This window comes from Serratia sp. 201, from assembly GCF_037027545.1.
Taxonomy (GTDB): Bacteria; Pseudomonadota; Gammaproteobacteria; order Enterobacterales; family Enterobacteriaceae; genus Serratia; species Serratia bockelmannii.
Genome location: NZ_JAXCHC010000001.1, coordinates 577,608 through 601,315, shown reverse-complemented (window position 1 = coordinate 601,315; position 23,708 = coordinate 577,608). Strand labels below are relative to the sequence as shown.

Genomic DNA, 23,708 nt, shown 5'->3' with positions numbered 1-23,708 from the left:
CATCTATAGTTAACACTCCTCCCCCTGAGAGCATAGGCTATGGATAACTACTTGATGGCGCTGGATGCAGGAACAGGCAGCATTCGCGCCGTGATCTTCGATTTGGCGGGTAACCAGATCGCGCACGGCCAGGCGGAGTGGCAACACCTGGCGGTGCCGGGCGTACCCGGCTCAATGGAGTTTGACCTCAACCGCAACTGGCAGCTGGCCTGCCAGTGCATCCGCCAGGCAATGCAACGCGCTGGATTGAGCGCTCAGGCGATCCGCGCGGTGGCCTGCTGCTCGATGCGCGAAGGCATCGTTCTGTACGATCGCAACGGCGTGCCGATCTGGGCCTGTGCCAACGTCGATGCGCGCGCCAGCCATGAGGTCAGTGAACTGAAAGAGCTGCACAACCACGGCTTCGAACGCGAGGTGTATCAATACTCCGGCCAGACGCTGGCGCTGAGCGCCATGCCGCGCCTGCTATGGCTGGCGCACCACCGCCCGGACATCTATCGCCAGGCGGCGACGCTGACCATGATCAGCGACTGGCTGGCCAACATGCTGAGCGGCGAGCTGGCGGTCGATCCTTCCAACGCCGGCACCACCGGCATGCTGGATCTGAGCAGCCGTGACTGGCGGCCGGCGCTGCTCGATATGGCCGGGCTGCGCGCCGATATTCTGTCGCCGGTGAAAGAGACCGGCAGCGTGCTGGGGTGCGTCACCGAACAGGCGGCGCAGGAAAGCGGGCTGCTGCGCGGCACCCCGGTGGTGATGGGCGGCGGCGACGTGCAGCTCGGCAGCCTGGGGCTTGGCATCGTGCGCGCCGGGCAGACGGCGGTGCTCGGCGGCACCTTCTGGCAGCAAATCGTCAACCTGCCGGAGCCGGCCATCGATCCGGAGATGAACATCCGCATCAACCCTCACGTCATTCCCGGCATGGCGCAGGCAGAATCCATCAGCTTCTTTACCGGCCTGACCATGCGCTGGTTCCGCGACGCGTTCTGCGCCGAAGAGAAACTGCTGGCGGAGCGGCTGGGCGTCGATGCCTATAGCCTGCTGGAAGAGATGGCGGCCAGAGTGCCGCCGGGCGCCTACGGCGTGATGCCCATCTTTTCCGACGCCATGCATTTCAAAACCTGGTATCACGCGGCGCCGTCGTTCATCAACATGTCTATCGATCCGGAGCGCTGCAACAAACAGACGCTGTTCCGCGCGCTGGAGGAAAATGCCGCCATCGTCTCCGCCTGCAATCTGGAGCAGATCGCCGCCTTCTCCGGCGTGCAGGCGCGCTCGCTGGTGTTCGCCGGCGGCGGTGCCAAGGGCAAACTGTGGAGTCAGATCCTCAGCGACGTCACCGGGCTGACGGTGCGGGTACCGGTGGTGAAAGAGGCCACCGCGCTGGGCTGCGCGATCGCCGCCGGCGTCGGCGCCGGGTTATACGAGTCGCTGGCCGAAACCGGCGAGCGATTGGTGCGCTGGGAGCGCGAGCATCAGCCGGACATGACCCACCACGCGCTGTATCAGGAACAGAAAGAAACCTGGCGGCGGGTCTACGCCGATCAGTTGACGCTGGTGGACAACGGCCTGACCACCTCGCTGTGGAAAGCGCCGGGGCTATAAGCGCCACGCGGCATTCGGTCATAACCTTATGCCGTTTTATTCCTTTCTCTTAGGCGCGGCGCGAGCCGCGTTTTCACTCGCCGCCGCGATTGTTTCCCTTCAGAAACAGTGTAACCACCGCAGATGGATTTATCTGCGCCTTCGGCCTGCCGTAGATTGTGACTTTGATCACGCCGCGCCCCGAGCGCGGCCTGCGCATTCACCTGAGACGAGCGGCATTATGCTGAATAATAAAGATAACTCTGCATCATCCCCGTGGCCGGCGATCTTTTCGCTGACGGTCGCCTGTTTTGTCATGGTCACCACCGAGTTCTTGCCGATCGGCCTGCTGACCAACATCGCCCCTTCACTTGGCGTCAGCACCGGCACCGCCGGGCTGATGGTCACCATGCCCGGCATCGTGGCGGCGGTGGCCGCTCCCGCATTGAGCCTGATTTCCGGCCGTCTGGATCGGCGTTTACTGATGCTGGGGCTGTCGCTGCTGCTGATGGTGTCCAACCTGGTGGCGGCGCTGGCCGTCAACTTCCCGATGATGCTGCTGGGCCGCGTGCTGCTGGGCATCTGCGTCGGCGGTTTCTGGTCGTTCGCCGCCAACTACGGCCGCCATCTGGTGCCGGAAGCCAGCCAGGGCCGCGCCACCGCGCTGATCCTCAGCGGCATCTCGGTCGGCGCGGTGTGCGGCGTGCCGGCCGGGGCGCTGATCGGCGATCTGTTCGGCTGGCGCGCCGCCTTCTTCGGCGGTGCGGCATTGGCGGTCGGCGTGCTGTTGGCGCAGCTGCGTTTGCTGACCTCGGTGCCGCCTTCCCGGCCGGTCACGCCGCGCGATCTGGTGCTGCCGCTGCGCCTGCCGATGGCGCGCATCGGCCTGATCGCCATCGTGCTGCTGTTCATCGGCCACTTCGCCGCCTACACCTACCTGCGGCCGCTGCTGCAACAGGTGTTCGTGCTCAGCCCGTCGGCGATCTCGCTGCAGCTGTTGGCCTATGGCGCCATCGGCCTGCTGGGCACTTTCCTCGGCGAGCGTCTGGGGGAATACAGCCTGCGCGCCACCTTTATTCTGATCGCCGCCATGCTGGCGGGCATTTTGATCGTTTCGCCGCTGCTCAGCGGCCTCGCCGGCGCCACGCTGATGGTGCTGGTGTGGGGGCTAGCCTTTGGCGCCGTCCCGGTGTGCGCCACCAACTGGATGTTCGCCGCCGTGCCGCAGGCGCCGGAAGCCGGCCAGGCGCTGTTGGTGTGCGTCATCCAGATCGCGCTGGCCTCCGGCGCACTGCTGGGCGGTGAAGTGGTGGACTGGCAGGGCGTCAGCAGCGCGATGCTGTTCGGCGGCGCGCTGATCCTCTCCGCCACGCTGGTGTTCGGCCTCAGCTTGCGCTCCGGCGCGATTGGCGCTAAACAGTGTTAATCATTATCTATCTGCAGAAACATGCCCCGGCCACCGCCGGGGCATGGTGTTGAGAACCTATGGACCATCATTTGCTCGCTATCCGGGTATTTAACCGCGTGGTGGAAACCGGCGGCTTTACCCGCGCCGCCGAGTCGCTGGGCATGCCGAAAGCGACGGTCACCAAGCTGATCCAGAATCTGGAGGATCACCTGCAGACCAAGCTGTTCCAGCGCACCACCCGCAGCGTGTCGGTCACCCGCGAAGGTGAATGCTATTACCAGAATACGGTGAAATGGCTGGCGGATTTGGAGCAGATGGAAGGCTGCCTGACCGAATCGCAAAGCTCTCCGCAGGGCGTGCTGCGTATCGACACCGGCGGTGGCACCGCACGTCGCTTACTGCTGCCGGCACTGCCCGACTTTCTGGCACGCTATCCGCAGATACAGATCGATCTGAGCGTCGGCGACCGCGTGATCGATCTGATCAGCGACAGCACCGACTGCGTGATCCGCAGCGGTCCGTTGGCCGACTCCAGCCTGATCGCCCGGCGCCTGTTCGATTTGGACTGGGTCAGCTGCGCCACCCCAGCCTACCTGGCGCTTCACGGTACGCCGCGCCACCCGTGCGATCTGGAACAGGGTTTTCCGATGGTGCACTATCGCCACCCGCTTAACGACCGCATCCACCCGCAGCGCTATGCCGAACACGGCAAAGAGATCGCCATTCAACAGCGCTCCCCGGTCAGCATCAATGAGGGCAACGCGCTGCTGGCGGCGAGCCTGGCCGGATTGGGCATCATCCAGATCTATCGGTTTATGGCGCAGCCGCACCTCGACAGCGGCGAGCTGGTCAGTCTGCTGCACGATTGGCAGCCGCCGCCGGAGCAAATGTACGTGGTCTACCCGTCCAATCGCCACCTCAGCGGCAAGCTGCGGGCGTTTATCGACTGGGCGGTGGAGACTTTTGACAACGGCAAGATGAGCCGCACGTTGTAGCCGCACGCAGTGTGGTATTATTTGCCACATAGCGATTCACGACGGACAACCACCATGGCCTATATCCCCAAAAACTATGCGAAGCTGGAAACCGGCTACCGCGAAAAAGCGCTGAAACTGTTCCCCTGGGTGTGCGGGCGCTGCTCACGCGAATTCGTCTATTCCAACCTGCGCGAACTGACGGTGCACCATATCGATCACGATCACAGCAACAACCCCGAAGACGGCAGCAACTGGGAAATGCTGTGCCTGTATTGTCACGACCACGAGCACTCGAAATACACCGAGGCCGATCAATACGGTTCAACGGTGGTGGCCGGTGAAGACGCTCAGAAAGATATCGGCGTCGCCACCCACAACCCGTTCGCCAACCTGAAGGCGATGATGAAGAAATAATGTCGGCAACAGCTTAATGGGTCACTAACTTATTAAGCTGTTAAATTAATAAAACCCACCTTCGCATCGCCACTTCCCAGAGAATTCCTACTTACCCACCCGGCCGATTCACCGCAAAATAAGCTGCGCAGTTAACAACATACTGGCTTGGCAAGCCGCCGCAGTTGGTGCATATTGTTCGCGAGTTGTTCTTGTTAACCTGTTTGATTATCAACCTAATAAGCATATTAACTTAATAAGTTATCAGCTTAATAACTTGAGAGATGGCAGCATGATTGTCCTGATTGGCTCGCAAAAAGGCGGCGTCGGCAAGTCGACGAAAGCGGTGAACATCGCCGGGTATCTGATTCTTAAGCAAGGCAAGACGGCGATCATCGTCGATGCCGACGACCAGAAGTCGATCATGACCTGGTACAACGACCGTCAGAACGTCGAGGGGCTGCCGCACATTCCGGTGGTGGCCGCGTCGGGTAAAATCAAGGAAACGCTGCTGGAGCTCGATCGCCATTACGACTACGTGATCGTCGACACCGCCGGCCGCGACAGCGCCGAACTGCGCTCCGGCCTGCTGGCCGCCGATCTGTTCCTCTCGCCGCTGCGCCCTTCGCAGATGGATCTCGACACCATTGGCTATCTGTCGGAGATGTTCTCCACCGCGCAGGAATACAACGAGAAGGTCAAAGGCTACATCGTATTGAACATGTGCCCGACCAATATCTTCATTAATGAAGCCAACGAAGCGGCGCAGGTGCTGAGCGAATACCCGGAGTTCACCCTGGTGAGCAACCGCCTGTGCGACCGCAAGATTTACCGTGACGCCTGGGGTGAAGCCATCACCGTGCACGAGGCGAACAACGAAAAGGCGCAGAGCGAAATTGAATGCCTGGTGAAAGAGGTGATCCTGTGAAAAAACGCACCCCCACCCACCGCATGTCGGAAGACGAATTCATCAACAGCGCCACCTCGCACACGCTGCCGGTCGCGGCGCCCGCGCCAGAAGCCAAACCGGCCGGCCGCAAGCGCACCTATAAGGCGATCTCCGTCAGCCTGACGGACAACCACATTGAGGCTATCGATGAAGTGATCGTGCAGGCGGCGCGCAACGGCATCGTGCGCATCACCCGTTCCGACATCATCAAACTGGCGATCGACGGATTGGCGGAGAAAAGCGAAGCGCAACTGCTGGCGCTGCTGAAAAAGCTCTGACCTCAGGACAACCGCCGGCTAGCCAAACCGGCGGCTGCCGTTACACCGACGAGAACTCGCGTGGGAACGGCATAGTACGATAGGTTTTACCGGTGGCCTTATGCAGCGCGCTGGCTATCGCCGGGGCGACCACCGCAGTCGATACTTCCCCGCATCCCTGCGGTGCACGCGCGCTATCGAGCACCACGACCTCCACCTTGGGCATTTCGGCGATCGCGAGCAGCGGATAGCGATCGAAATTCCCTTCCACCACGCCGCCCCGTTCAAAATGCAGCTCGCTGTGCAGACAGGTGGTCAGCGCAAAGCCGATGCCGCCCTCTACGTTGGCACGCACCAGGTTCGGGTTTATCACCTTGCCACAGTCAATCGCACATACCGCGCGCAGCACCCGTAGTCGCCCCCCCTGGATGGCGATTTCAACCACCAAACCGACGTAGGTGGTGAAAGCGTTATTGCGGCCGACCCAAATATTGCACGCCATACCGCGATAAACGCCCAGCGGCGGCTCATGCTGCCAACCGGCCGCCGCCGCGGTGGCGTCCAGGACGCGCAACGCTTCCGGGCTGTCTTGCAACAGATGCCGCCGATACGAATATTCGTCCCGGTTGGCCTTATGGCTGAGTTCGCTGATAAAGCTTTCCAAAAAGAACAGGCTGGCGACGCTGCCGACACCGCGCAGATAGCTCAGGGAGATCGGCTGTTCGACGATGCCGGCCTCCACCTTCAGGTGTGGGATGCGATACGGCGTGCTGTAAACGCACTCCACCATACTTTCATCCCATCCCCCGGCCTCGTTGACCGTTTCGCGCCGCATTTGCCAGAAGAGAGACTGCCCGGCATAGCGCGCCCACAGCGCCTGCGGGTAGCCGTTTTCATCCAACAGCGCCCGATAATGGCTGATGCAGGCCGGACGATAGTATTCATGCCGCATGTCGATCTCGCGCGGATAGATCACTTTGACCGGTTTCCCCACCGCCCGGGAGGCGGCGGTAGCATGCATCACGGCATCCGGCAGATATTTGCGCCCAAAGCTGCCCCCCAGATAGGTCGTATTCACCACCACATCCGTCGGCTTCAGCCCGAACATTTTCGCCAGAACGTTGCGTACCATGTCCTGGCCCTGGAAAGGGCCCCAGGTTTCGATACGGCCCTCGCCGTAATGGCTGGTGGCATTGCAAGGCTCCAGGGTGGCGTGCGCCACATAAGGTGCGCTGTAACGCGCCTCATGCAAGCGTGAACCTTGTTCAGCGCCACGAATCAACGCCGACGCCTCGCCGCGATCGACCGCCGGCACCAGCGTATCGCCATCCAACATCGCCAGATTCTCCGCCGCAATCGCGCTATCGGTCAGCGCTTTTCCTACGCCCGGCAGCCAGTCGACCTCCAGCAAATCCGCCGCCTTTTTGGCCTGCCAGTAGCTCGCCGCCACCACGATCACCGTATTGAGCGACATATCGTGATCCAATCCGACCATGTTGTTCATCGACCACTGCCGGGTCAGCACCAGATCCACCACGCCCGGCATGGCCCGAATCTGCCGTTCATTGCGCACGGCGACCAGCTTTCCGCTGAGATCGGGCACCATCCAGGGAACGCCGATCAGCATCTCCGGCAAGTCGATATCGATACCGTAAATCGCACTGCCGTCCACTTTCTCCGGCGTATCAACCCGCAACAGCGGCTTGCCAATGACACTCTCTCGCTCTTGCGCCTCACTCTTTAAACCAGGCTGCGGATCCAACGGCAGCTCGGCGGCATAGCGCACCAGATCGCCGTAGGCGACCTTGCGCTGTCCGCCTTTCTCAAGCACCCAGCCTTTCTCTGTGCGGCACTGCGCCGGTGAAAGCGCGAAATGTTTTGCGCCGGCCCGCAGAAAAAAATCTCTCGCCTGTGCGCCGGCCAGCCGGGCACGCTGATAAAATTTGGTCATGGAGGTTGAGGCGGCGACAAACTGTGCGAAAGCCTCGCCCCCGGCAACCTGACGGTAAGCGTCACGGCCGGTGACGAATTTCACCGTCACCTGCGCCCAATCGGCATCCATCTCCGCCGCCACCACTTCGGCCAGGCCGGTGTAAATCCCCTGCCCGACCTCACATTGCGACACGCCGATAACGATGCGCCCATCGCGATCGATCCAGATCCAATCGTTCAATTCATGCTGACCGTCCGGTGGCGCCACGTCCTGTGAAACCACGGCCGCCAGGCTGCGCGTCGATATCGGCAGCAGCATGGCGGCCACTGCCAACGCGCTGCCTTTTATCAAGGCTCTGCGGGTGATCGCCATACTCAAGATCCTCCCTTGTCCGCGGCGCGGTGCACCGCCGCACGGATCCGGTGGTAGGTGGCGCAGCGGCACAGATTGGTCAGGCCCGCATCTATCTGCCGATCGTCCGGCCTCGGGTGTTCCGCCAGCAGCGCGCTGACCGCCATGATCATGCCTGATTGGCAGTAGCCGCACTGCGGCACATCCTCCGCAATCCAGGCCTGCTGCACCGGATGACGGCGATCGAGGGACAGCCCTTCGATGGTGGTCACCTGCCGATCGCGCACCAATTGCAGCGGATAGCAACATGAACGCACTGCCTTACCGTCGACATGTACCGTACAGGCGCCACAGGCGCCAATACCGCAGCCGAACTTGGTGCCGGTTAACTTAAAATGTTCTCGGATCACCCACAGCAGCGGCGTATCCGGCTCGCCGTTAAATTCGACCGCCTGGCCGTTCAAATTGAACTTCATGCCATCCTCTCTTGGATCAATGCTTCACCCGACGTTTCACCCACGCCCCAATGACGATCAATACCAGCAATACGCCGCCCCAGAACACATAAGGCAATGACGTAATCAACAACGGTTTTTCACCGCCCGCCCGCTGCAGAGCCACTTGCTCCGGCGTTATCCTGACCGCCGGATTGCCGAATTGCTGCAATACGTAATTGCCCAACTCGGCCAGTTGCCGGTCATCCAGGCTATCGGCGAACCCCGGCATCCAGGTCTGCAGCGTCTCCCCCTGGCGCTGCACGCCATGCAGCATCACCATGATCAGGTTATTGGCCTGCTCGCTGCCTACGGTGGAGTTGTGCGTCAAAGAAGGGAAATGGCCGTCGTAAGCCCCCTCGCCGCCCAGGCGATGGCAGCTGGCGCAGGCAGCGGCATACAGCGCCTGCCCAGCAGGGTCGTCTTGGCCGCCTCCCTGATAGTGATAGGCCGCTTTCGTTCCTTGTACGGTGACGATCGGCGGCGTTTGTTTAAGCCAATCGGCAATAGCGCCGAGATCGTCGTCACTCAGGAAACGCAGGCTATGCTCCACCGCCTCCGCCATGCCGCCGGCCGCCTGGGCTTTGTCATTGCGCCCGGTACGCAGATACTGCACCAATTCTTCCCGGCTCCAGCCGCCGATGCCGCTCACGGGATCCGAGGTGATATTCGGCGCGATCCAACCGCCTGCCTCCCCGCCCGCCAGGTAGCGATCGTCGCGTTCAGCCATCATCCCATTACGTGGGCTGTGACACGCCGAGCAATGCCCCAACACATCCACCAGATAGCGACCACGCGCCTTCTTCTCGTCTGCATCGACGGGCGTTTTTTTCAGAAACAGCCAGTTCCAGCCGTGGATCGCATAACGCCAGGAAAAAGGGAACCTCAGTTGGGTCTCAGGCACCGCACGATCGACCGGTGCGACCCCGGCCATAAAATAGCGATACAACGCGTGCAGATCGTCATCGCTCAACCCCTGATAAGCGGTATAGGGCATGGCGGGATACAAGGGTTGACCGTCCCGCCGAATGCCCTGCGTTAAGGCGCGGCGAAACTCCGGTTCACTGTAGTCGCCAATGCCGGTTCCTTTGGCGGGCGTGATATTACTGGCGATGATGTCGCCCATCGGCGAAGCGATGGCATAACCGCCGACATAGGGGGCGTCCTGTTGGGCGCTGCCGCGGTGACAAGCCGCGCAATCTGCGGCGGTAGCCAGGTATTTTCCCCGTGCGATGACCTGTTGGTCATTCTGGCTGGCGAAGACCGAGCAGGAGAAGATCCCCAACGCGATAACGCACCGCTGTTGTGCTCTCCGCCAGCGGCCGTTCACGCTTCACCTTCCGGCTTCATCGCCCCCGCTCGCTCCTCCGCCAACAGCGCAAACTCGTCCGGCAACAGATTGTCCTGTTCGAGCATCGCTATCGCGTTATGTTTGATGCCAAACAATACGCGGTAAAAAGCCTCCAGATCGTCGGCCGAAATACCGCTAAGCAGCTTTTGCCGCGCCTGTTGGCTGGAATGATCCAACTGCGCCAGCATCTCCTGCCCGGCCTCGGTCATTCTCACGCCTTTGGCGCGCTTATCTTCGGACAGAGCATCGCGAGCGATAAGCCGATTTTTTTCCAGAAACAGCAGCGCGCGCGACATCGTCGAGACTTCGGCGTTCAAATGCTGCGAAACGTCTTTCAACGTGCAGCCCTCCCCCAAGTCGGCAATCGCACTCAGCGCCAGCCAATGCGGGCGCGTCAGATTGGTCATTTTCACCGACTGGTCCATCGCCGTGCGCCACAGGCGATTGGTCACATCCAGATGGATGCCCAGCGCAGCAGGGAGTTTACGTGGTTGTGGCATATCGGATTGCTCTCGATTATTTATTTGCTTGTGCAAACAAATAGTAGATCGAACATGAGAACAGGATCAAGCAGATGAGGGAAAATAAAGTAAAAACGAGTTAATACACTTGGTTAGTTCGTATCGCACGGCATACGCTCCCCCACGACGGGGAGCGATAAGAAAAATTCAGTTCCCCGCCACCTCGCACCGGTAGTCCTGAATTTCACCGGCCGAGCCCAGGTTGAGATCGGTCAACTTCAAACGGTTTGCCAACAGCAGCATCTCGCCCTGCGGGCTGACCGCCAGCGCCAGGCCGTAATTGCCTATGCTGTCGCCCTGCTCGACCACGTAGTTTTGCAACAAGCGGAAAGGATCTTCCTGGGTTAAATCGGTGCCCGCCAATTTTCTGGCCAGATAGTGATGGCCGACTAATTTCACCGCCAGCGGCCGCCACTGTTGATCTAATTGCTCCGCCTGTTCCCCCAGCGCGTTATAGACATCCTGGCGCAAGCAGGCAACGTGAATATGCAGCTGATTTTGAGAGCGGCCATATTTCGAATTGACCGCCAGAGAAACCCATGCGTCTTTTAACGGTTTACCCAGCTCGCCGGATATATGTTCCCTATTATTCCAGGCCTGGGAGAAATAAGGCGGCGTCCGATCCGCTTGCAATATCGGGCTCTCGATGCCGCTGACCTTTTCGGTCGGCATCACCAGATCGTGATAGGGGCCTTTGCTGTCCTTAAACAGCACATAATCCTCGGTTAAATCAACCTTTAAGCAGGGCGCCGGATCGTGGTTCTGCTGCTGATTGGGCACGCACTGTTGGCTGACGATTTGCCACAGCGCATTCGGATTGCCGCGCCCGAAGAACCACCACAGCACCGCCGCCAGCAGCAAAATGACAAGCAAAATAATTAATAGTCTGAAAAGTCTTTTCATCGCGACGCCCTGTTTATCTATTCCATACCGAAAGGAGCGCCAGCATAAACCAAGGCTCTGGCATCGACCAGAATATTATCCTTAATGTCACCTTTCATTGACGTCTTGTTAGCAATGGATAATTAAAAATAAGCCTCCACCTGAGTAATTTAAGGTAAATTAATACCGCAGGTTGAATATGAGTGTGATATAAGCAGCCGGGACTCTCTTTATATAAGGAACCGATAAGATGCCAACGATGGGCAAATCCCTCCATTACCTCGACGTAGGGTCGGGCTTTCCGTTGCTGCTGGGCCACAGCTATCTGTTCGATCTGAATATGTGGGCGCCGCAGTTTGAAGCGCTGGCTAAACGCTACCGCCTGATCGTGCCGGATCTCTGGGGCCACGGCGATTCACCGGCGCTGCCGCCCGGGCGAAACAGCCTGTCGGATATCGCCGCCGACCATTTGGCGCTGATGGATCGTTTGGATATCGAAGAGTTCGGCATCGTCGGCCTGTCCGTCGGCGGCATGTGGGGCGCCGAACTGGCGGCGCTGGCGCCGGAGCGGGTGAAAGTGCTGGCGCTGCTGGACAGCTACCTGGGCGACGAAACCCCAGAAGCGCGGCAGCGCTATATGGGCATGTTGGCCGCCGTGGAGCAGGCCGGCGCCATCACGTCGCCCCTGCTGGAACATGTCGCGTCGCTGTTTTATTCCGATGATGTCCCCGATGCCTTATTGCAATCGCTGTTGTGTCAGCTCCAGAGCCTGCCTGCCGATCGCCTGCGCGAGAGCATCGTACCGCTGGGCCGGATGATCTTTGGCCGCCCCGACAAGCTGGCGCTGCTGGAACACATCACCGCCGCCAGCATCGTCATTACCGGCGCACAGGATAAGCCGCGCCCACCGGCAGAGGGCCAGCGCATGGCGGATCTTCTCGGCTGCCAACATGTGCTGATCCCCAACGCCGGGCATATCAGTAACAAGGAAAACCCGGCGGCGGTCAACGAAACGCTGCTGGCATTTCTGGCTGAAAACACCACGCCGCTGTTCTGGTAAGATTCTCCGGGCCGCCAGGCCCGGCGAGTCATTCCGTACGCCGCATAAATCCGTGTCGGCTCAGTATGCCCTGCCCTTGTTCGCTCAAGATAAATGCGGCCAACCGCTGCGCACCGTCATCCAACAGGCATAAACCATAATCCGCCTCGATATCCAACGGTGGCGCCAGCGGCCGCACCGCCAACGCCGGGTAGGCCGCCAACGCCGGCGCATAGCTGGCGTAGCCGAGAAAAATATCTGCCTGCCCGCCGGCTATCAGATATTCCGCCGCCAGTCGGCCTGCCGGCACCGGGGCAGAATCTATCCCGCCGACTAACGGTAACGCCCGCCGGCGTAGCGCTTCCCCCTGCCCTGGCCAGTATTGCTCGCAGCGTTCAAAAAGCTGCAGCGCATAATCGCCGGAAGGATCCGCTCCCGGTGTCGAAGTGGCCAGCCGCCAGCGCGGATCGCACAATACCTCAGGAAGCGGACGCTCGGTTAATGCCGGCACGTTGCGAACCGTGGCGCATAGCCGATTGCGCGCAAAAACTTGCACCGCCCCCGCCATCCCGAGATCCGCCAACCTTTGCGGGTGCGCCACGTTGGCCGAGGCGAACAGCTGTGGCCGCTCGCCGTTCTCTATCCGTTGGCGCAACAACCCCGCCGGGCCGAATTCCGCCGAAACCTTTTGCCCGGTGTCGCGCTGAAATGCCGACAGCAGCGGCGTAAACGCCAGCCGCAGGCTGCCGGCGGCAAACAGCAGGATATCACTCATCATGTCGCTCCAATTGGCTGCGATACAGCGGCACCAGCGTCGCGTAGCGGCGGCCCGCCACCGTCAGCGGCACCCGTTCGATCGCTAGGCCGAACAAGGGTGACAGGGAATGTGCCGTTAACACCTCGCGGCAGGCACCGAGCTGGCTGCGCCCTTCCTTGCCCAGCAGCAAAGCCCGATCCGCCACCGCATGTGCATGGTTGGGCTGATGCGTGGAGAACACCACCGCCAACTGCTGTTCCCGCGCCAGGCGCGCCATCAGACTCAATACCCGATCCTGGTAGTGCAGATCCAGCGCCGAAGTCGGTTCATCCAGAATCAACACCTCGCAGCGCATCGCCAATGCGCGGGCGATCATCACCAACTGGCGTTGGCCGCCGGATAGGCTGCCAAACTCACGCTCTGCCAGGTGCTGTAAATCCAACGACTGCAACGCTTCTCTGGCCAGCCGATGATCCTTGGCTGACGGTGAACGGAACAGGCCAACATGGCGTGCTCGCCCCATCAACACGATATCCAGCACCCGATAGGCAAACGGCGGCGAAAAGTGCTGCGGGACAAAGCCTATCTCGCCGCGGCGCTCAATCTCGCCGGATTGCGGCGTCAGGCTGCCTAACAGCAGCTGCAGCAGCGTGCTTTTACCGCGCCCATTCGGGCCCAATACCGCCAGCACTTCACCGCGCCGCAGCTGAATATCCAGGTGTTGGAACAGCGGGGGCCCGCCAGGCCAGGCAAAACTCACGCCCTTGGCGGCCAATAACGTGTCAGTCATGCCAGCCTCTCACTTGCGCGCGGCGCAGCAGCAGTGCGAACAATGGCGCGCCAATCAGCGCAGTCAAAATGCCCAGCGGGATTTCGCTGCTGCTCAACGTGCGCGCCAAATCGTCGATCAACAGCATGTACAGGGCGCCCAGGCAAAGCGAAGCCGGCAACAGGCGCCGGTGATCCGGCCCCACCAGCCGTCTTGCGACGTGCGGGATCACCAAGCCGACCCACCCGATGCTGCCGCTGACCGCCACCTGAGCGGCCACGATGGCGGCACACAGCGTCAGTATCAGCCAGCGGGTACGCTCAACGTTGATGCCGAGCGCACCGGCATCTTCATCGCCTAACGACAGCAGATTGATGCGCCAGCGCAGCGCCAGCAGCAGACCGCCGGCCAACAGTAAAGGTAAAAACAGCATCAGCAGCTTTTGCCGATCGGCGGTGGCAAAGCTGCCGAGCAGCCAAAACACGATGCTCGGCAGCTTCTCTTCGGTATCCGCCAGATATTGCATCAGGCTAACGCAGGCGGAGAAAAAACCGCTGAGGATCACCCCCGCCAGTACCAACGAGAGAATATTGCGCCGTGCAATGGCGCTGGTGAGGGTGAAAATCAACAGCAGTGCCGCCATGCCGAAAACAAAAGCCGACAGCAGCAGCGCCGCCAACGGCAGGCTGAGCAGGATAGCCAGCGTACCGCCAAAGGCCGCGCCGGAAGACACGCCGATAATATGCGGATCGACCAGCGGATTGCGAAAGACGCCTTGCAAAGCCGCGCCACACAGGGCCAGCGCCGCGCCGGCGCCCATCGCCAACAGCACCCGCGGCAAGCGCACCCCCAGGATCACCTGGCGTTGGACAGCATCGATGCCGGCATAATGCTGCCCGGTGAATGGCTCCAGCAAAATCATCAGGCTGTGCGTAATCGGCACCTGAAAGCGGCCAACGCCGAGCGAAAACAGCGCGCAGCACAGCGTCAGCAGCGCCAACCAACCCAGCTTCATTGCCCGCTCTGGCAACAGGTGGCGCGGTAATAGCGTTGATAGTAAGTATCGACCCGCTGCTGCAGATGGATATCGGCAAAACGCTGCGGGTAAAGTTTTTTCGCCATCCACAACTCACCCAACGCCATCGCCTCCGGCATCGGATATCCCCAGGCCTTGGCGTACTCCGGCATCAGGTAGACCCGCTTATTCTTCACCGCGTCAATCGGCTGCCACTGCGGTGACGTCAGGATCTGTTTCACCACGTCCGGGTAGCGTTCTTGCACGAAAATCACCGCCGGATCCCACTTCAGGACATCCTCGATAGAGACCTGTTTAAACCCCTGGATCTCTTTCGCCGCCACGTTGAGCGCACCCGCGTGCCGCATCATCAACCCGGTATATTTGCCGGCACCGTAGGTGGTGAGATCGGGGTTGGCCATATACACCCGCACCCGCCGATCGTCCGGCAGCGTGCCCAGCCGTTCGGCGACCAGGGCACGCTGCTGAGTGACGTCCTTAATCAGCGCTTCGGCCTGAGGCTGACGCTCCATCACCTCGCCAATCAGCCGAATACCGTCCTGCAGCCCCAGCGTATAGGCCCGATCTTCATCGCTCAGTTGAGGGTTCATTTTGCCCGCCTGATCGGCCGCCTCGCGGCGCAGCGAGATAGCCACCACCGGAATGCCCACCCGTTCGATCTGTGCAATCATTTCCGGCGGCGCATAGTTGGCCACAAACACCACCTGTGGATGCAGGCCGAGCAGGCTTTCAATATTCACCGAAGTCAGATCGCCCGGCATCGGCAGGGTTGCCAGCGTCGGTGCCAGCCGCAGGTAGTTTGGCCCCAGCTGCTTTTTCCAACTGCTAAGCACGCCGACCACCTGCGGCATCGCATCAAGCTGCACCAATAGGTTCAGCGTCTGGTGTTGCAGCACCACGGCACGGGTAATGTGATCGGGCAGCGTGACCTGACGGTTGAGCTGATCGGTGACCTGGCGATCCGCCAGGGCGGCGGTAGAGAACAACGCGAGCGCCAGCATCAGGCGCGGGAGAAAGTTAAACATGGCAGTGACCGGTTGATTATCGTTATATATCTAATAATATAGCGATGAGCATGGCGAAACAATCAGCGAGATCAAACCCTATGCCATGTATGCAGGAAGAAAAACGAGGAGATAACGATGGGAAAGAAACGGATCCGCCGGAACGCCGGCAGATCCTGAGCACCAGAACGAGCGCGTGAAAAGCGCTTATTGGCCGATAGACGTCAGGCCCTGGCGGATCCCTTCGTCAGCCTGCTGGCACCACGCCTGCAGCCCCTGCGGTGCTTCCTTCTCCAACGCGACCACTTTGCCGTCGTCGTTCAGCACATTGCCTTCACGCCCCATCGCTTCACGCTTGTCGCCGTCGCGGGTATCAACGCCGCCCGGAATAGCCGCCACGTAGGCCACCATTTTCTTGGCATTGTCGATGCTCTCCGCTTTCAGGAAACCTTTATCGACGCAGTAGGACATCAGCCCGGCGGTATTACGCGTGATGTCATAGACGTTCTTCAACGCGGCAGGATCCATCCCTTCGGCATTGGCGGTGTTAAACAGGCCCAGAGTCGCGGCAATCATGCCGGTCAGAATGCTCTTTTTCATTGTTATCTCGTTTTAATAATGAAGTAGTTAATTTTTAATTATTCACAAAAAAATGTGAATACCGCTACGATATAACGGCGGCCTAGATTAACACAACACTAACGCGTTAATAACTGTGGTTAAGTTAGCGCCTAATAAAATAAAAACGCATGGTGGGGTTATTACTTCCTCCCGGCGTCAGTTTTTTACGTTCGACATTGACCGCGCTCAATTCAAATTTAAAATAGTCTCATCATGGAATTATTCGTAACGAAATCGTTGGCCCGCGGTCAATCACGTTCCGCACTTTGCCAACCCGCCCCGGCGTGGCATAGCCTGTTAAGACGCGCCATGCCATAGTGGAAGGGGATTCGCTTGAACCCTTCCGTCCGGCCGCCGCAATGCGACGATAAAACCCTTCTCGATATCACGATGAATTTATATCTTTATCCGGCGGTGCTTATTGCGTACCGCTTGGGCATCTTTGAGTTTATTGCTCAGCCCCCCGCAGCCTGGCCAATATATGCACTCAGGCCAATCTGGAAAGACGCCCAGCGGAAACGTTGGCCATGGCGCTATTGGCATTGAAATTGATCGCCAGAGACGGCGATACATTCTCTCTCTAGCCGGAAGCGGAAACCTTTTTGTTAAAAAACAACCCGCATTACTTCGGTTATTTTTGGGATTTGATGATTGAAAACAGCGAGATTTTCTCGCTGAAAAACCTGGAAAACGCCATCAGAAAAAATACCTCGCCGATCTACGACGAGCAGGAGCTGTTCGAAGCGCATACGCTCGACGCCGACAGAATGCGGCGTTTTACCCACGCCATACCCAGCCTGAGCGTGGGATCGGCCAGCGTTTGGCCGCGCTGCCCCCCCTCGCTCGGCGCTGGATATCGCCGACCAACTGCTCGACGTCGGCGTCGGGCCTGCTCAATTACTGCCGTCGCTCGGCTACTACAGCATCGTGACGGCGCAAAAAACCCAGGCTTAGCGGTTCACCGAACGCGCCATGCGGCTGTAGGTGTGGCGCACGCCGCGAATCGCCACGCTGTAGGCGAAGATGTTTTCCGGCAGCGCCAGCCCCAGATAGCCGGTATCGCCGATATGGTGCAGGTCCGCGCCGGCCATTTTGCTCATCAGCGCAATCTGCCGCACGGTCTGCACGTCGGCCCCCTCTTGCGAGGTGCCGATCGCCGTCATCGCCAGCGCTCCCTGCCGCTGGGCATAGGCGATCAGCGCCGCCACTTTTTCCTGCGACATGCCGGGAATGGTGCCCGGCGCCGGCAACAGCACGATGTCGGCACCGTTTTCCACAAACAGCGCGATGTCCTGCTCGCCGATCAGCTGGCTGCCGCTTTCGCGCACAATGCCGGCGCCGTGCATCTTGCCGGTCACCAGCACCATCTCGTCGCCCACTTCATCGCGAATCGCTTTCAGCGCGGCGGCGATCGCCTGATTGCTGACGCCGTTGTTCGGGTTGCCGGTCAGCACCAGCATGCGCGCGCCGAGCTGATACAGCTTGCGGGCATTCTCGGCGGTGGCGGCGCGGCCCGCCGTCATCTGCCAGAAGTCGTTATGTTCGGTGGCGAAAGCCGGATCGACGGCCTCCAGGTTCACCCCGATCACCCGCCCGGTCAGGCGCTGCAGCGTGCGCAGCGCCTCCTGCGGCGGCACGTCGGCGGGCAGGCCCGCGATATGCGGACGATCGACGTCGAACAGGTTCAACAGCAGCAGGTCGGCGCCCTGGCTGGCCGCCAGTTCGGCGTTGGTGACGTTATTGAGCAGCGGCTGAGTGACCGCGATGGTTTCGCTGACCAAGATGCGCCCTTCGCTGGCGCGGATGGCATAGAGCAGATCGGCTTTGCCGATATCGGCCAGATCGCTGGCGCTGCAGTCCAGATAGCGTTTCATGAGGCAAGCTCCGGTGACGTTAGCGGAAAGGGATGGATGCCCCCCCTCCCACCGCAGTGAAAGAGGGGGAAAAGGTTACTTCAGCGTAAAGCTTTGCGCCTGCACGTTGTCGGAATCCAGGCCGACGAACACGTTGAATTTGCCCGGCTCCGCCCCCCATTTCAGGCTGGCGTTGTAGAACTTCAGATCGTCTTCGCTAATCGGCAGCTCAATCTGCTGCGACTGACCGGCCTTCAGCGTCACTTTCTTGAAGTTGCGCAGCTCTTTCACCGGGCGGCTGACCGAGGCGGTCACGTCCTGCAGATACAGCTGCACCACCGTGGCGCCGTCGTACTTGCCGGTATTCTTCAGCGTGACGCTGGCGGTTAACTTGCCGTTGCGCGCCATCGTCGGGCTGGACAATTTCAGGTCCGACAGGCTGAAGGTGGTGTAGCTCAGGCCGTAGCCGAACGGATACAGCGGGCCGTTCGGCGAATCGAAGTAGCGCGAGGTGTACTTGCCCGGATTCTCCTTGCCGAACGGCCGGCCGGTGTTCAGGTGGTTGTAGTACATTGGGATCTGGCCGACCGAGCGCGGGAAGGTCATCGGCAGCTTGCCCGACGGGTTGTAATCGCCGAACAGCACGTCCGCCACTGCGTTGCCGCCCTCGGTGCCGCTGTACCAGGTTTCCAGCATCGCGTCCGCCTGCTCGCTCTCCCAGCTCAGCGCCAGCGGCCGGCCGTTCATCAGCACCAGCACCAGCGGCTTGCCGGTGGCTTTCAGCGCGGCAATCAGATCGCGCTGGCTCTGCGGGATCGTGATGTCGGCGCGGCTGGAGGCCTCGTGCGCCATACCCTGCGATTCCCCCACCACCGCCACCACCACGTCGGCCTTGTTCGCCGCCTGTACCGCTTCGTCGATCATTTGCTGCGGCGAACGGGTATCGAACGCCACCGCCGGCTCATACTCGTTCAAATAGTCGATGATGCCTTTATCCTGCGTGACGTTGGCGCCCTTGGCGTACAGAATGCGCGCCTTGTCGCCCACCGCCCGCTCCAACCCCTCACGCAGGGTGACCGACTGCTTGACCACCCCGGCGGCCGACCAACTGCCCATCACGTCACGCTGGCTGTCGGCCATCGGCCCGACCAGCGCGATGGTCGCCTGCTTGCTCAGCGGCAGCGTCTGCTTATCGTTCTTCAGCAGCACCATCGTCTTGCGCGCCACCACCCGCGCTTCGGCGCGGTGCAGGCGGCTTTCGGCGTTGGTGTCCTGCGGATCGGAACCCGCCGGGCCCAGATGCACGTAAGGATTGGTGAACAGCCCCATGTCGTATTTGGTGTTCAGCACGTCGCGGCAGGCGCGGTCGATATCGCTTTCAGACACCAGTCCGTCTTTCACCAAGCCCGGCAGGTATTTGTCGTAGAACTCGTCGCTCATGCTCATGTCGACGCCGGAGGTGATCGCCAGGCGTACCGCGTCGCGCGCGTCGGCGGCCACGCCGTGCTTAATCAGTTCCTTAATCGCGCCGTGGTCGCTGATGGTGATGCCTTTAAAGCCCCACTGCTCGCGCAGCAGATCTTTCAGCAGCCACGGGTTGGCGGTGGCCGGCACGCCGTTCACCGAGTTGAGCGACACCATCACCCCGCCGCTGCCGGCGTCCACCGCCGCTTTGTAAGGCGGCAGATAGTCCTGATGCATGCGCAGCGGGCTCATGTCGACGGTGTTGTAATCGCGGCCGCCTTCGACGGCGCCGTACAATGCAAAGTGCTTGACGCTGGCCATCACCGAACCGGGTTTGGCCGGATCGCCGTTCTGGAAACCGTCGACCATCACCTTGGCGATTTTCGAGACCAGCCAGGTGTCTTCGCCGAAGCCTTCGGAGACCCGGCCCCAGCGCGGATCGCGGGTGATATCGACCATCGGCGCGAAGGTCATGTTCAGGCCGTCGTCGCTGGCCTCTTGTGCCGCGACCCTGGCGCTGAGCGCGATGGCTTCCAGATCGAAGCTGGCCGCCAGCCCCAGGCTGATCGGGAACACGGTGCGCTGACCGTGCACCACGTCATAGGCGAAGAACAATGGGATTTTCAGGCGGCTGAGCTGCATCGCCTGATCTTGCATCACCCGGATATCCGGCCGGGTGACGGTATTGAAGATGGCGCCGATCTGCCCTTTGCGGATCCCCTCGCGGATCGCTTCTTTCGGGTTATCCGGCCCGACGCTGATCAGCCGCAGCTGGCCGATCTTCTCTTCCAGCGTCATCTGCTTCATCAAATTGGACACGAAGGCGTCGCGCTGCTGGGCGTGAATGCCCTGCGTTATCGGCGTTTCCTGCGCAAAAGCCGGACTGAGGGCCAGACCGGACAACATACTCACCACACAAAGCCATTTCATCTTGTTTTATCTCAGGCGTGTTTCCGCCGCTAAAGCCGCGGGGTTTAATCGGAGTGAAGAAACAGTTTGCCACACTCTGTTTCATCGCCAAGGGAATTCGCATCGCTAATGTTTACAAAGCATTACAGGTCATCGGCAGGTAATTCTGTAGCCGGGCGCGGCTGTCGGCGGCCTCCGCCGCCAGAAAATCGACCAGCGCGGTTAACGTCGGCGGCGCCACCGTGCGTTCAGGATAGACCAAATAATAGGCCGCGCCGCTGCTGACGCAGAGCGGGAACGGCGTCACGATACGCTGCGCCTGAATATCCTCCTCCAGCAGGCACAGATCGCCGATGGCGATGCCAAACCCCTGCAGCGCGGCGCTCATCGCCAGATCGAGGGTATCAAAATGCTGGGCCTTGCCGGACGGCAACGCATCGGCGCCCGCCGCCTTCAGCCAGCGCAGCCAGTCGCGCCGATCGCGCGTCGGGTGCAGCAGAGTTTTGTCCGTCAAGTCCATCAGCCGAGGCGTCGGCGGCAGAAATGTCGGCGTGCAGACCGGCGTGAGGATTTCATCGAACAGCAGGTGCGCGGTCAGCTTTTTACCCGGCGGCCGGCCGAATACCACCGCGGCGTCAAACTGCTCGGTACTGAAATCCAGGCCGTGCGACACCGAAGCGGTCAGCTCGATATGCATGTCCGGCCGTTCATTTTGCAGGCGAATAATGCGCGGCAGCACCCAACGCATGGCGCAGGTCGGGCATTTGATGCGCAGCGCCCCTGGCGGGGCGGCGGCCCGCGTCAGGGCTTCATCCAACTGCCCCAGCGCTTGCTGCACCGGCGCCAGCAGCTGCGCGCCCTGCGGCGTCAGCGCCAAACCGCGCGCCTGACGGCTGAACAGCGGATAGCCCAGACGCTGTTCCAGCCCGAGAATTTGCCGGCTGACCGCCCCCTGCGTCAGGTGCAGCTGCCGGGCGGCATGGGTAAAGTTGAGGCGTTGCGCCACCACCACAAAGGTTTTCAACACGTCGAGCGACGGCAGGGATATCGGCATAGCGTGCCTCGATTAGGTATGATCGTAGTGCATGGCAAGTATGACAAACTTTCCCTTGTCCGCCTACGCCGGCTGATGCTTAATCGCTCAACACTTCCCTGTTTGCCTGGAGCCCATCATGCAGAGCGCCTGCTCACCCCGCTCGAAGCTGCCGGACGTCGGCACCACCATCTTCACCGTCATTGGCCAACTCAGCGCCGAACATCAGGCCCTCAACCTGTCGCAGGGCGCGCCCAATTTCGCCGGAGACCCGCAGCTGATCGAGGCAACGGCACAAGCCATGCGCGCAGGTCATAACCAATACGCGCCGATGAGCGGCGTGGCGGCATTACGTGCTGCTCTGGCGGAAAAAGCTGAACGATTGTATGGCGCGCGCTATGACGCCGACGAAGAAATCACGGTGATCGCCAGCGCCAGCGAAGGGTTGTACTCGGCGATCAGCGCGCTGGTGCATCCCGGCGACGAGGTGATCTATTTCGAACCGGCGTTCGACAGCTATGCGCCGATCGTGCGCCTGCAGGGCGCCACGCCGGTGGCGATCAAACTGTCGCTGCAGGACTTTCGCGTCGACTGGGACGAAGTGGCCGCCGCCATCAACGGCAAAACGCGCATGATCATCGTCAACACGCCGCACAACCCGACCGGCGCCGTGTTCGACGCGCAGGATATCGACCGCCTGACCGCCCTGACCCGCGACACCGATATCGTGATCTTGTCCGACGAGGTCTACGAGCATGTGGTGTTCGACGGCGATATTCACCACAGCATGGCGCGCTATCCGCAGCTGGCCGAACGCAGCGTGATCGTGTCGTCGTTCGGCAAAACCTACCACGTCACCGGCTGGCGCGTTGGCTATTGCCTGGCGCCGGCGGCGTTGATGGGCGAGATCCGCAAGGTGCACCAGTTCATGGTGTTCTCCGCCGATACGCCGATGCAGCACGCCTTCGCCGCCGCGCTCGCCAATCCGCAGAGCTACCTGGGGCTGGCGGCGTTTTACCAACAAAAGCGCGATCTGCTGGCCAGCGCCCTGCAGGATTCGCGCTTTGAGCTGCTGCCCAGCCGCGGCAGCTTCTTCATGCTGGCCCGCTTTAGCGGCTTCAGCCACGAAAGCGACAATGATTTCGCCGTGCGCTTGATCCGCGAAGCGAAGGTGGCGACGATCCCGCTGTCGGCGTTCTACAGCGACGGCACCGATACCGGCCTTATTCGGCTGAGTTTTTCCAAAGATAACGAGACCCTGCTGGAAGGCGCGCGCCGCCTGAGCCAGGTGTAATTTTTTGTCCGACCATGGGAAAGGGGCACTGCCTATGAAAGCTTTGAAAACGCTGTTCGCCGCCGGATGCCTGCTGGCCGCCGGCTCTTCTCTGGCGGCGGAAAACAGCCTGCGTTTCGGCCTGGAAGCGCTGTATCCGCCGTTCGAATCCAAATCCGCCAGCGGCAAACTGGAAGGGTTCGACATCGAGCTGGGCGACGCGGTGTGCGCCGCCGCACAGTTGAAATGCAGCTGGGTGGAAACCTCGTTCGACAGCCTGATCCCGGCGCTGCAGGCGCGCAAGTTCGACGCCATCAACTCGGCGATGAACGTGACCGAACAACGGCGCCAGGCGATCGCCTTTACCGACGCCATCTATCAGGTGCCGAACCGCCTGATCGCCAAGGCCGACAGCGGCCTGCTGCCGGACGCCAAAGCGCTGGCGGGCAAACACGTGGGCGTGCTGCAAGGCTCGATTCAGGAGATTTACGCCAAAACCCATTGGGCGCCGGCGGGCGTGGACGTGGTGTCTTATCAGGATCAGAATCAGGTTTACCTTGACCTGGCGGCCGGTCGGCTCGACGCCACGCTGGTGATGGCACCGTCGGGGCAAAGCGGCTTCCTGTCGCAGCCGGACGGCAAGGGCTTCGCCTTCGTCGGCGAGGCGGTGCGCGACGACAAGATCCTCGGTGAAGGCATTGCCTTCGGCCTGCGTAAAGGGGATGAGGCGCTGAAGAAGAAACTGGATGCCGCCATCGCCAAAGTGAAACAGCAAGGCACAGTGGCGGCGCTGTCGAAGAAGTATTTCGGCGATATCGACGTGACGGTGAAGTGATGGACGGGGGCGGCA

At 60.8% G+C, this 23,708-nt stretch carries 22 protein-coding genes; 9 read left to right on the top strand and 13 right to left on the bottom strand.

Annotated elements, in window-relative coordinates; all coding sequences use genetic code 11:
* The first annotated feature begins 39 nt into the window (after nt 1–39).
* From lsrK to WA302_RS03305, 6 genes are all read left to right on the top strand, one after another.
* Nucleotides 40–1,605, top strand: coding sequence for an autoinducer-2 kinase (lsrK, locus tag WA302_RS03330; RefSeq protein WP_025301994.1), 1,566 nt, complete (start codon nt 40–42; stop codon nt 1,603–1,605).
* A 220-nt stretch (nt 1,606–1,825) separates the two neighbouring features.
* Nucleotides 1,826–3,010 carry an MFS transporter gene (locus WA302_RS03325; protein WP_089180663.1) on the top strand — a complete coding sequence of 395 codons (1,185 nt, stop codon included), beginning with the start codon at nt 1,826–1,828 and terminating at the stop codon, nt 3,008–3,010.
* A gap of 59 nt (nt 3,011–3,069) precedes the next feature.
* On the top strand, nt 3,070–3,987 hold the full coding sequence (locus tag WA302_RS03320; RefSeq protein WP_043136865.1) for a LysR family transcriptional regulator: 918 nt from the start codon (nt 3,070–3,072) through the stop codon (nt 3,985–3,987).
* 54 nt (nt 3,988–4,041) lie between these two features.
* Entirely contained in the window at nt 4,042–4,383 is a 342-nt protein-coding gene (gene yajD, locus WA302_RS03315) for an HNH nuclease YajD (RefSeq protein ID WP_004939576.1), read from the top strand.
* 271 nt (nt 4,384–4,654) lie between these two features.
* Nucleotides 4,655–5,290 (top strand): AAA family ATPase, encoded by a 636-nt coding sequence (locus tag WA302_RS03310; protein WP_025301991.1) that lies wholly within the window; start codon nt 4,655–4,657, stop codon nt 5,288–5,290.
* Nucleotides 5,287–5,589, top strand: a complete 303-nt coding sequence (locus tag WA302_RS03305; RefSeq protein WP_033642294.1) for a hypothetical protein — start codon at nt 5,287–5,289, stop codon at nt 5,587–5,589. Before WA302_RS03310 ends, WA302_RS03305 begins: the two co-directional genes overlap by 4 nt.
* Nucleotides 5,590–5,629: 40 nt before the next feature.
* Here WA302_RS03305 and WA302_RS03300 read toward each other — a convergent pair whose 3' ends face one another.
* From WA302_RS03300 to WA302_RS03280, 5 genes are all read right to left on the bottom strand, one after another.
* Nucleotides 5,630–7,873, bottom strand: coding sequence for a xanthine dehydrogenase family protein molybdopterin-binding subunit (locus tag WA302_RS03300; RefSeq protein WP_334671094.1), 2,244 nt, complete (start codon nt 7,871–7,873; stop codon nt 5,630–5,632).
* A gap of 2 nt (nt 7,874–7,875) precedes the next feature.
* A complete protein-coding gene (locus WA302_RS03295) occupies nt 7,876–8,328 on the bottom strand; it encodes a (2Fe-2S)-binding protein (RefSeq protein ID WP_043136855.1) in 453 nt (150 codons plus the stop codon).
* 16 nt (nt 8,329–8,344) lie between these two features.
* On the bottom strand, nt 8,345–9,676 hold the full coding sequence (locus WA302_RS03290; RefSeq protein ID WP_336062864.1) for a c-type cytochrome: 1,332 nt from the start codon (nt 9,674–9,676) through the stop codon (nt 8,345–8,347).
* The gene (locus WA302_RS03285; protein WP_049208938.1) at nt 9,673–10,197 is read right to left on the bottom strand and encodes a MarR family winged helix-turn-helix transcriptional regulator; all 525 of its coding nucleotides are present in this window, start codon (nt 10,195–10,197) and stop codon (nt 9,673–9,675) included. Before WA302_RS03285 ends, WA302_RS03290 begins: the two co-directional genes overlap by 4 nt.
* A gap of 168 nt (nt 10,198–10,365) precedes the next feature.
* The gene (locus tag WA302_RS03280; protein WP_188016111.1) at nt 10,366–11,121 is read right to left on the bottom strand and encodes a CDP-diacylglycerol diphosphatase; all 756 of its coding nucleotides are present in this window, start codon (nt 11,119–11,121) and stop codon (nt 10,366–10,368) included.
* Between the two features lie 238 nt (nt 11,122–11,359).
* Here WA302_RS03280 and WA302_RS03275 point away from each other — a divergent pair, with 238 nt between their 5' ends.
* A complete protein-coding gene (locus WA302_RS03275; RefSeq protein ID WP_080350744.1) occupies nt 11,360–12,160 on the top strand; it encodes an alpha/beta fold hydrolase in 801 nt (266 codons plus the stop codon).
* A 28-nt stretch (nt 12,161–12,188) separates the two neighbouring features.
* Here WA302_RS03275 and WA302_RS03270 read toward each other — a convergent pair whose 3' ends face one another.
* The 8 genes from WA302_RS03270 to WA302_RS03235 all read right to left on the bottom strand — a co-directional run bounded on the left by WA302_RS03270 (nt 12,189) and on the right by WA302_RS03235 (nt 21,606).
* Entirely contained in the window at nt 12,189–12,914 is a 726-nt protein-coding gene (locus tag WA302_RS03270) for a substrate-binding domain-containing protein (protein WP_089180661.1), read from the bottom strand.
* Nucleotides 12,907–13,686, bottom strand: coding sequence for an ABC transporter ATP-binding protein (locus WA302_RS03265; RefSeq protein ID WP_089180660.1), 780 nt, complete (start codon nt 13,684–13,686; stop codon nt 12,907–12,909). Before WA302_RS03265 ends, WA302_RS03270 begins: the two co-directional genes overlap by 8 nt.
* Complete coding sequence (locus WA302_RS03260) at nt 13,679–14,680, bottom strand: FecCD family ABC transporter permease (protein WP_049295215.1); 1,002 nt, start codon at nt 14,678–14,680, stop codon at nt 13,679–13,681. Before WA302_RS03260 ends, WA302_RS03265 begins: the two co-directional genes overlap by 8 nt.
* Complete coding sequence (locus WA302_RS03255) at nt 14,677–15,726, bottom strand: ABC transporter substrate-binding protein (RefSeq protein ID WP_025301980.1); 1,050 nt, start codon at nt 15,724–15,726, stop codon at nt 14,677–14,679. Before WA302_RS03255 ends, WA302_RS03260 begins: the two co-directional genes overlap by 4 nt.
* Nucleotides 15,727–15,912: 186 nt before the next feature.
* Nucleotides 15,913–16,305 carry a hypothetical protein gene (locus tag WA302_RS03250; RefSeq protein ID WP_025301979.1) on the bottom strand — a complete coding sequence of 131 codons (393 nt, stop codon included), beginning with the start codon at nt 16,303–16,305 and terminating at the stop codon, nt 15,913–15,915.
* 971 nt (nt 16,306–17,276) lie between these two features.
* Nucleotides 17,277–18,200 (bottom strand): DUF7916 family protein, encoded by a 924-nt coding sequence (locus WA302_RS03245; protein WP_033633822.1) that lies wholly within the window; start codon nt 18,198–18,200, stop codon nt 17,277–17,279.
* 75 nt (nt 18,201–18,275) lie between these two features.
* Nucleotides 18,276–20,573, bottom strand: coding sequence for a beta-glucosidase BglX (gene bglX / locus WA302_RS03240; RefSeq protein WP_336062857.1), 2,298 nt, complete (start codon nt 20,571–20,573; stop codon nt 18,276–18,278).
* Between the two features lie 112 nt (nt 20,574–20,685).
* Nucleotides 20,686–21,606: a LysR substrate-binding domain-containing protein gene (locus WA302_RS03235; protein ID WP_197826226.1), complete on the bottom strand. Its 921-nt coding sequence runs from the start codon at nt 21,604–21,606 to the stop codon at nt 20,686–20,688.
* Between the two features lie 118 nt (nt 21,607–21,724).
* Between WA302_RS03235 and WA302_RS03230 the strand changes: the two genes are divergently transcribed.
* A complete protein-coding gene (locus tag WA302_RS03230; protein ID WP_336062854.1) occupies nt 21,725–22,879 on the top strand; it encodes a methionine aminotransferase in 1,155 nt (384 codons plus the stop codon).
* 34 nt (nt 22,880–22,913) lie between these two features.
* Nucleotides 22,914–23,693 carry an ABC transporter substrate-binding protein gene (locus WA302_RS03225; RefSeq protein ID WP_025301975.1) on the top strand — a complete coding sequence of 260 codons (780 nt, stop codon included), beginning with the start codon at nt 22,914–22,916 and terminating at the stop codon, nt 23,691–23,693.
* The last annotated feature ends 15 nt before the right edge of the window (nt 23,694–23,708 follow it).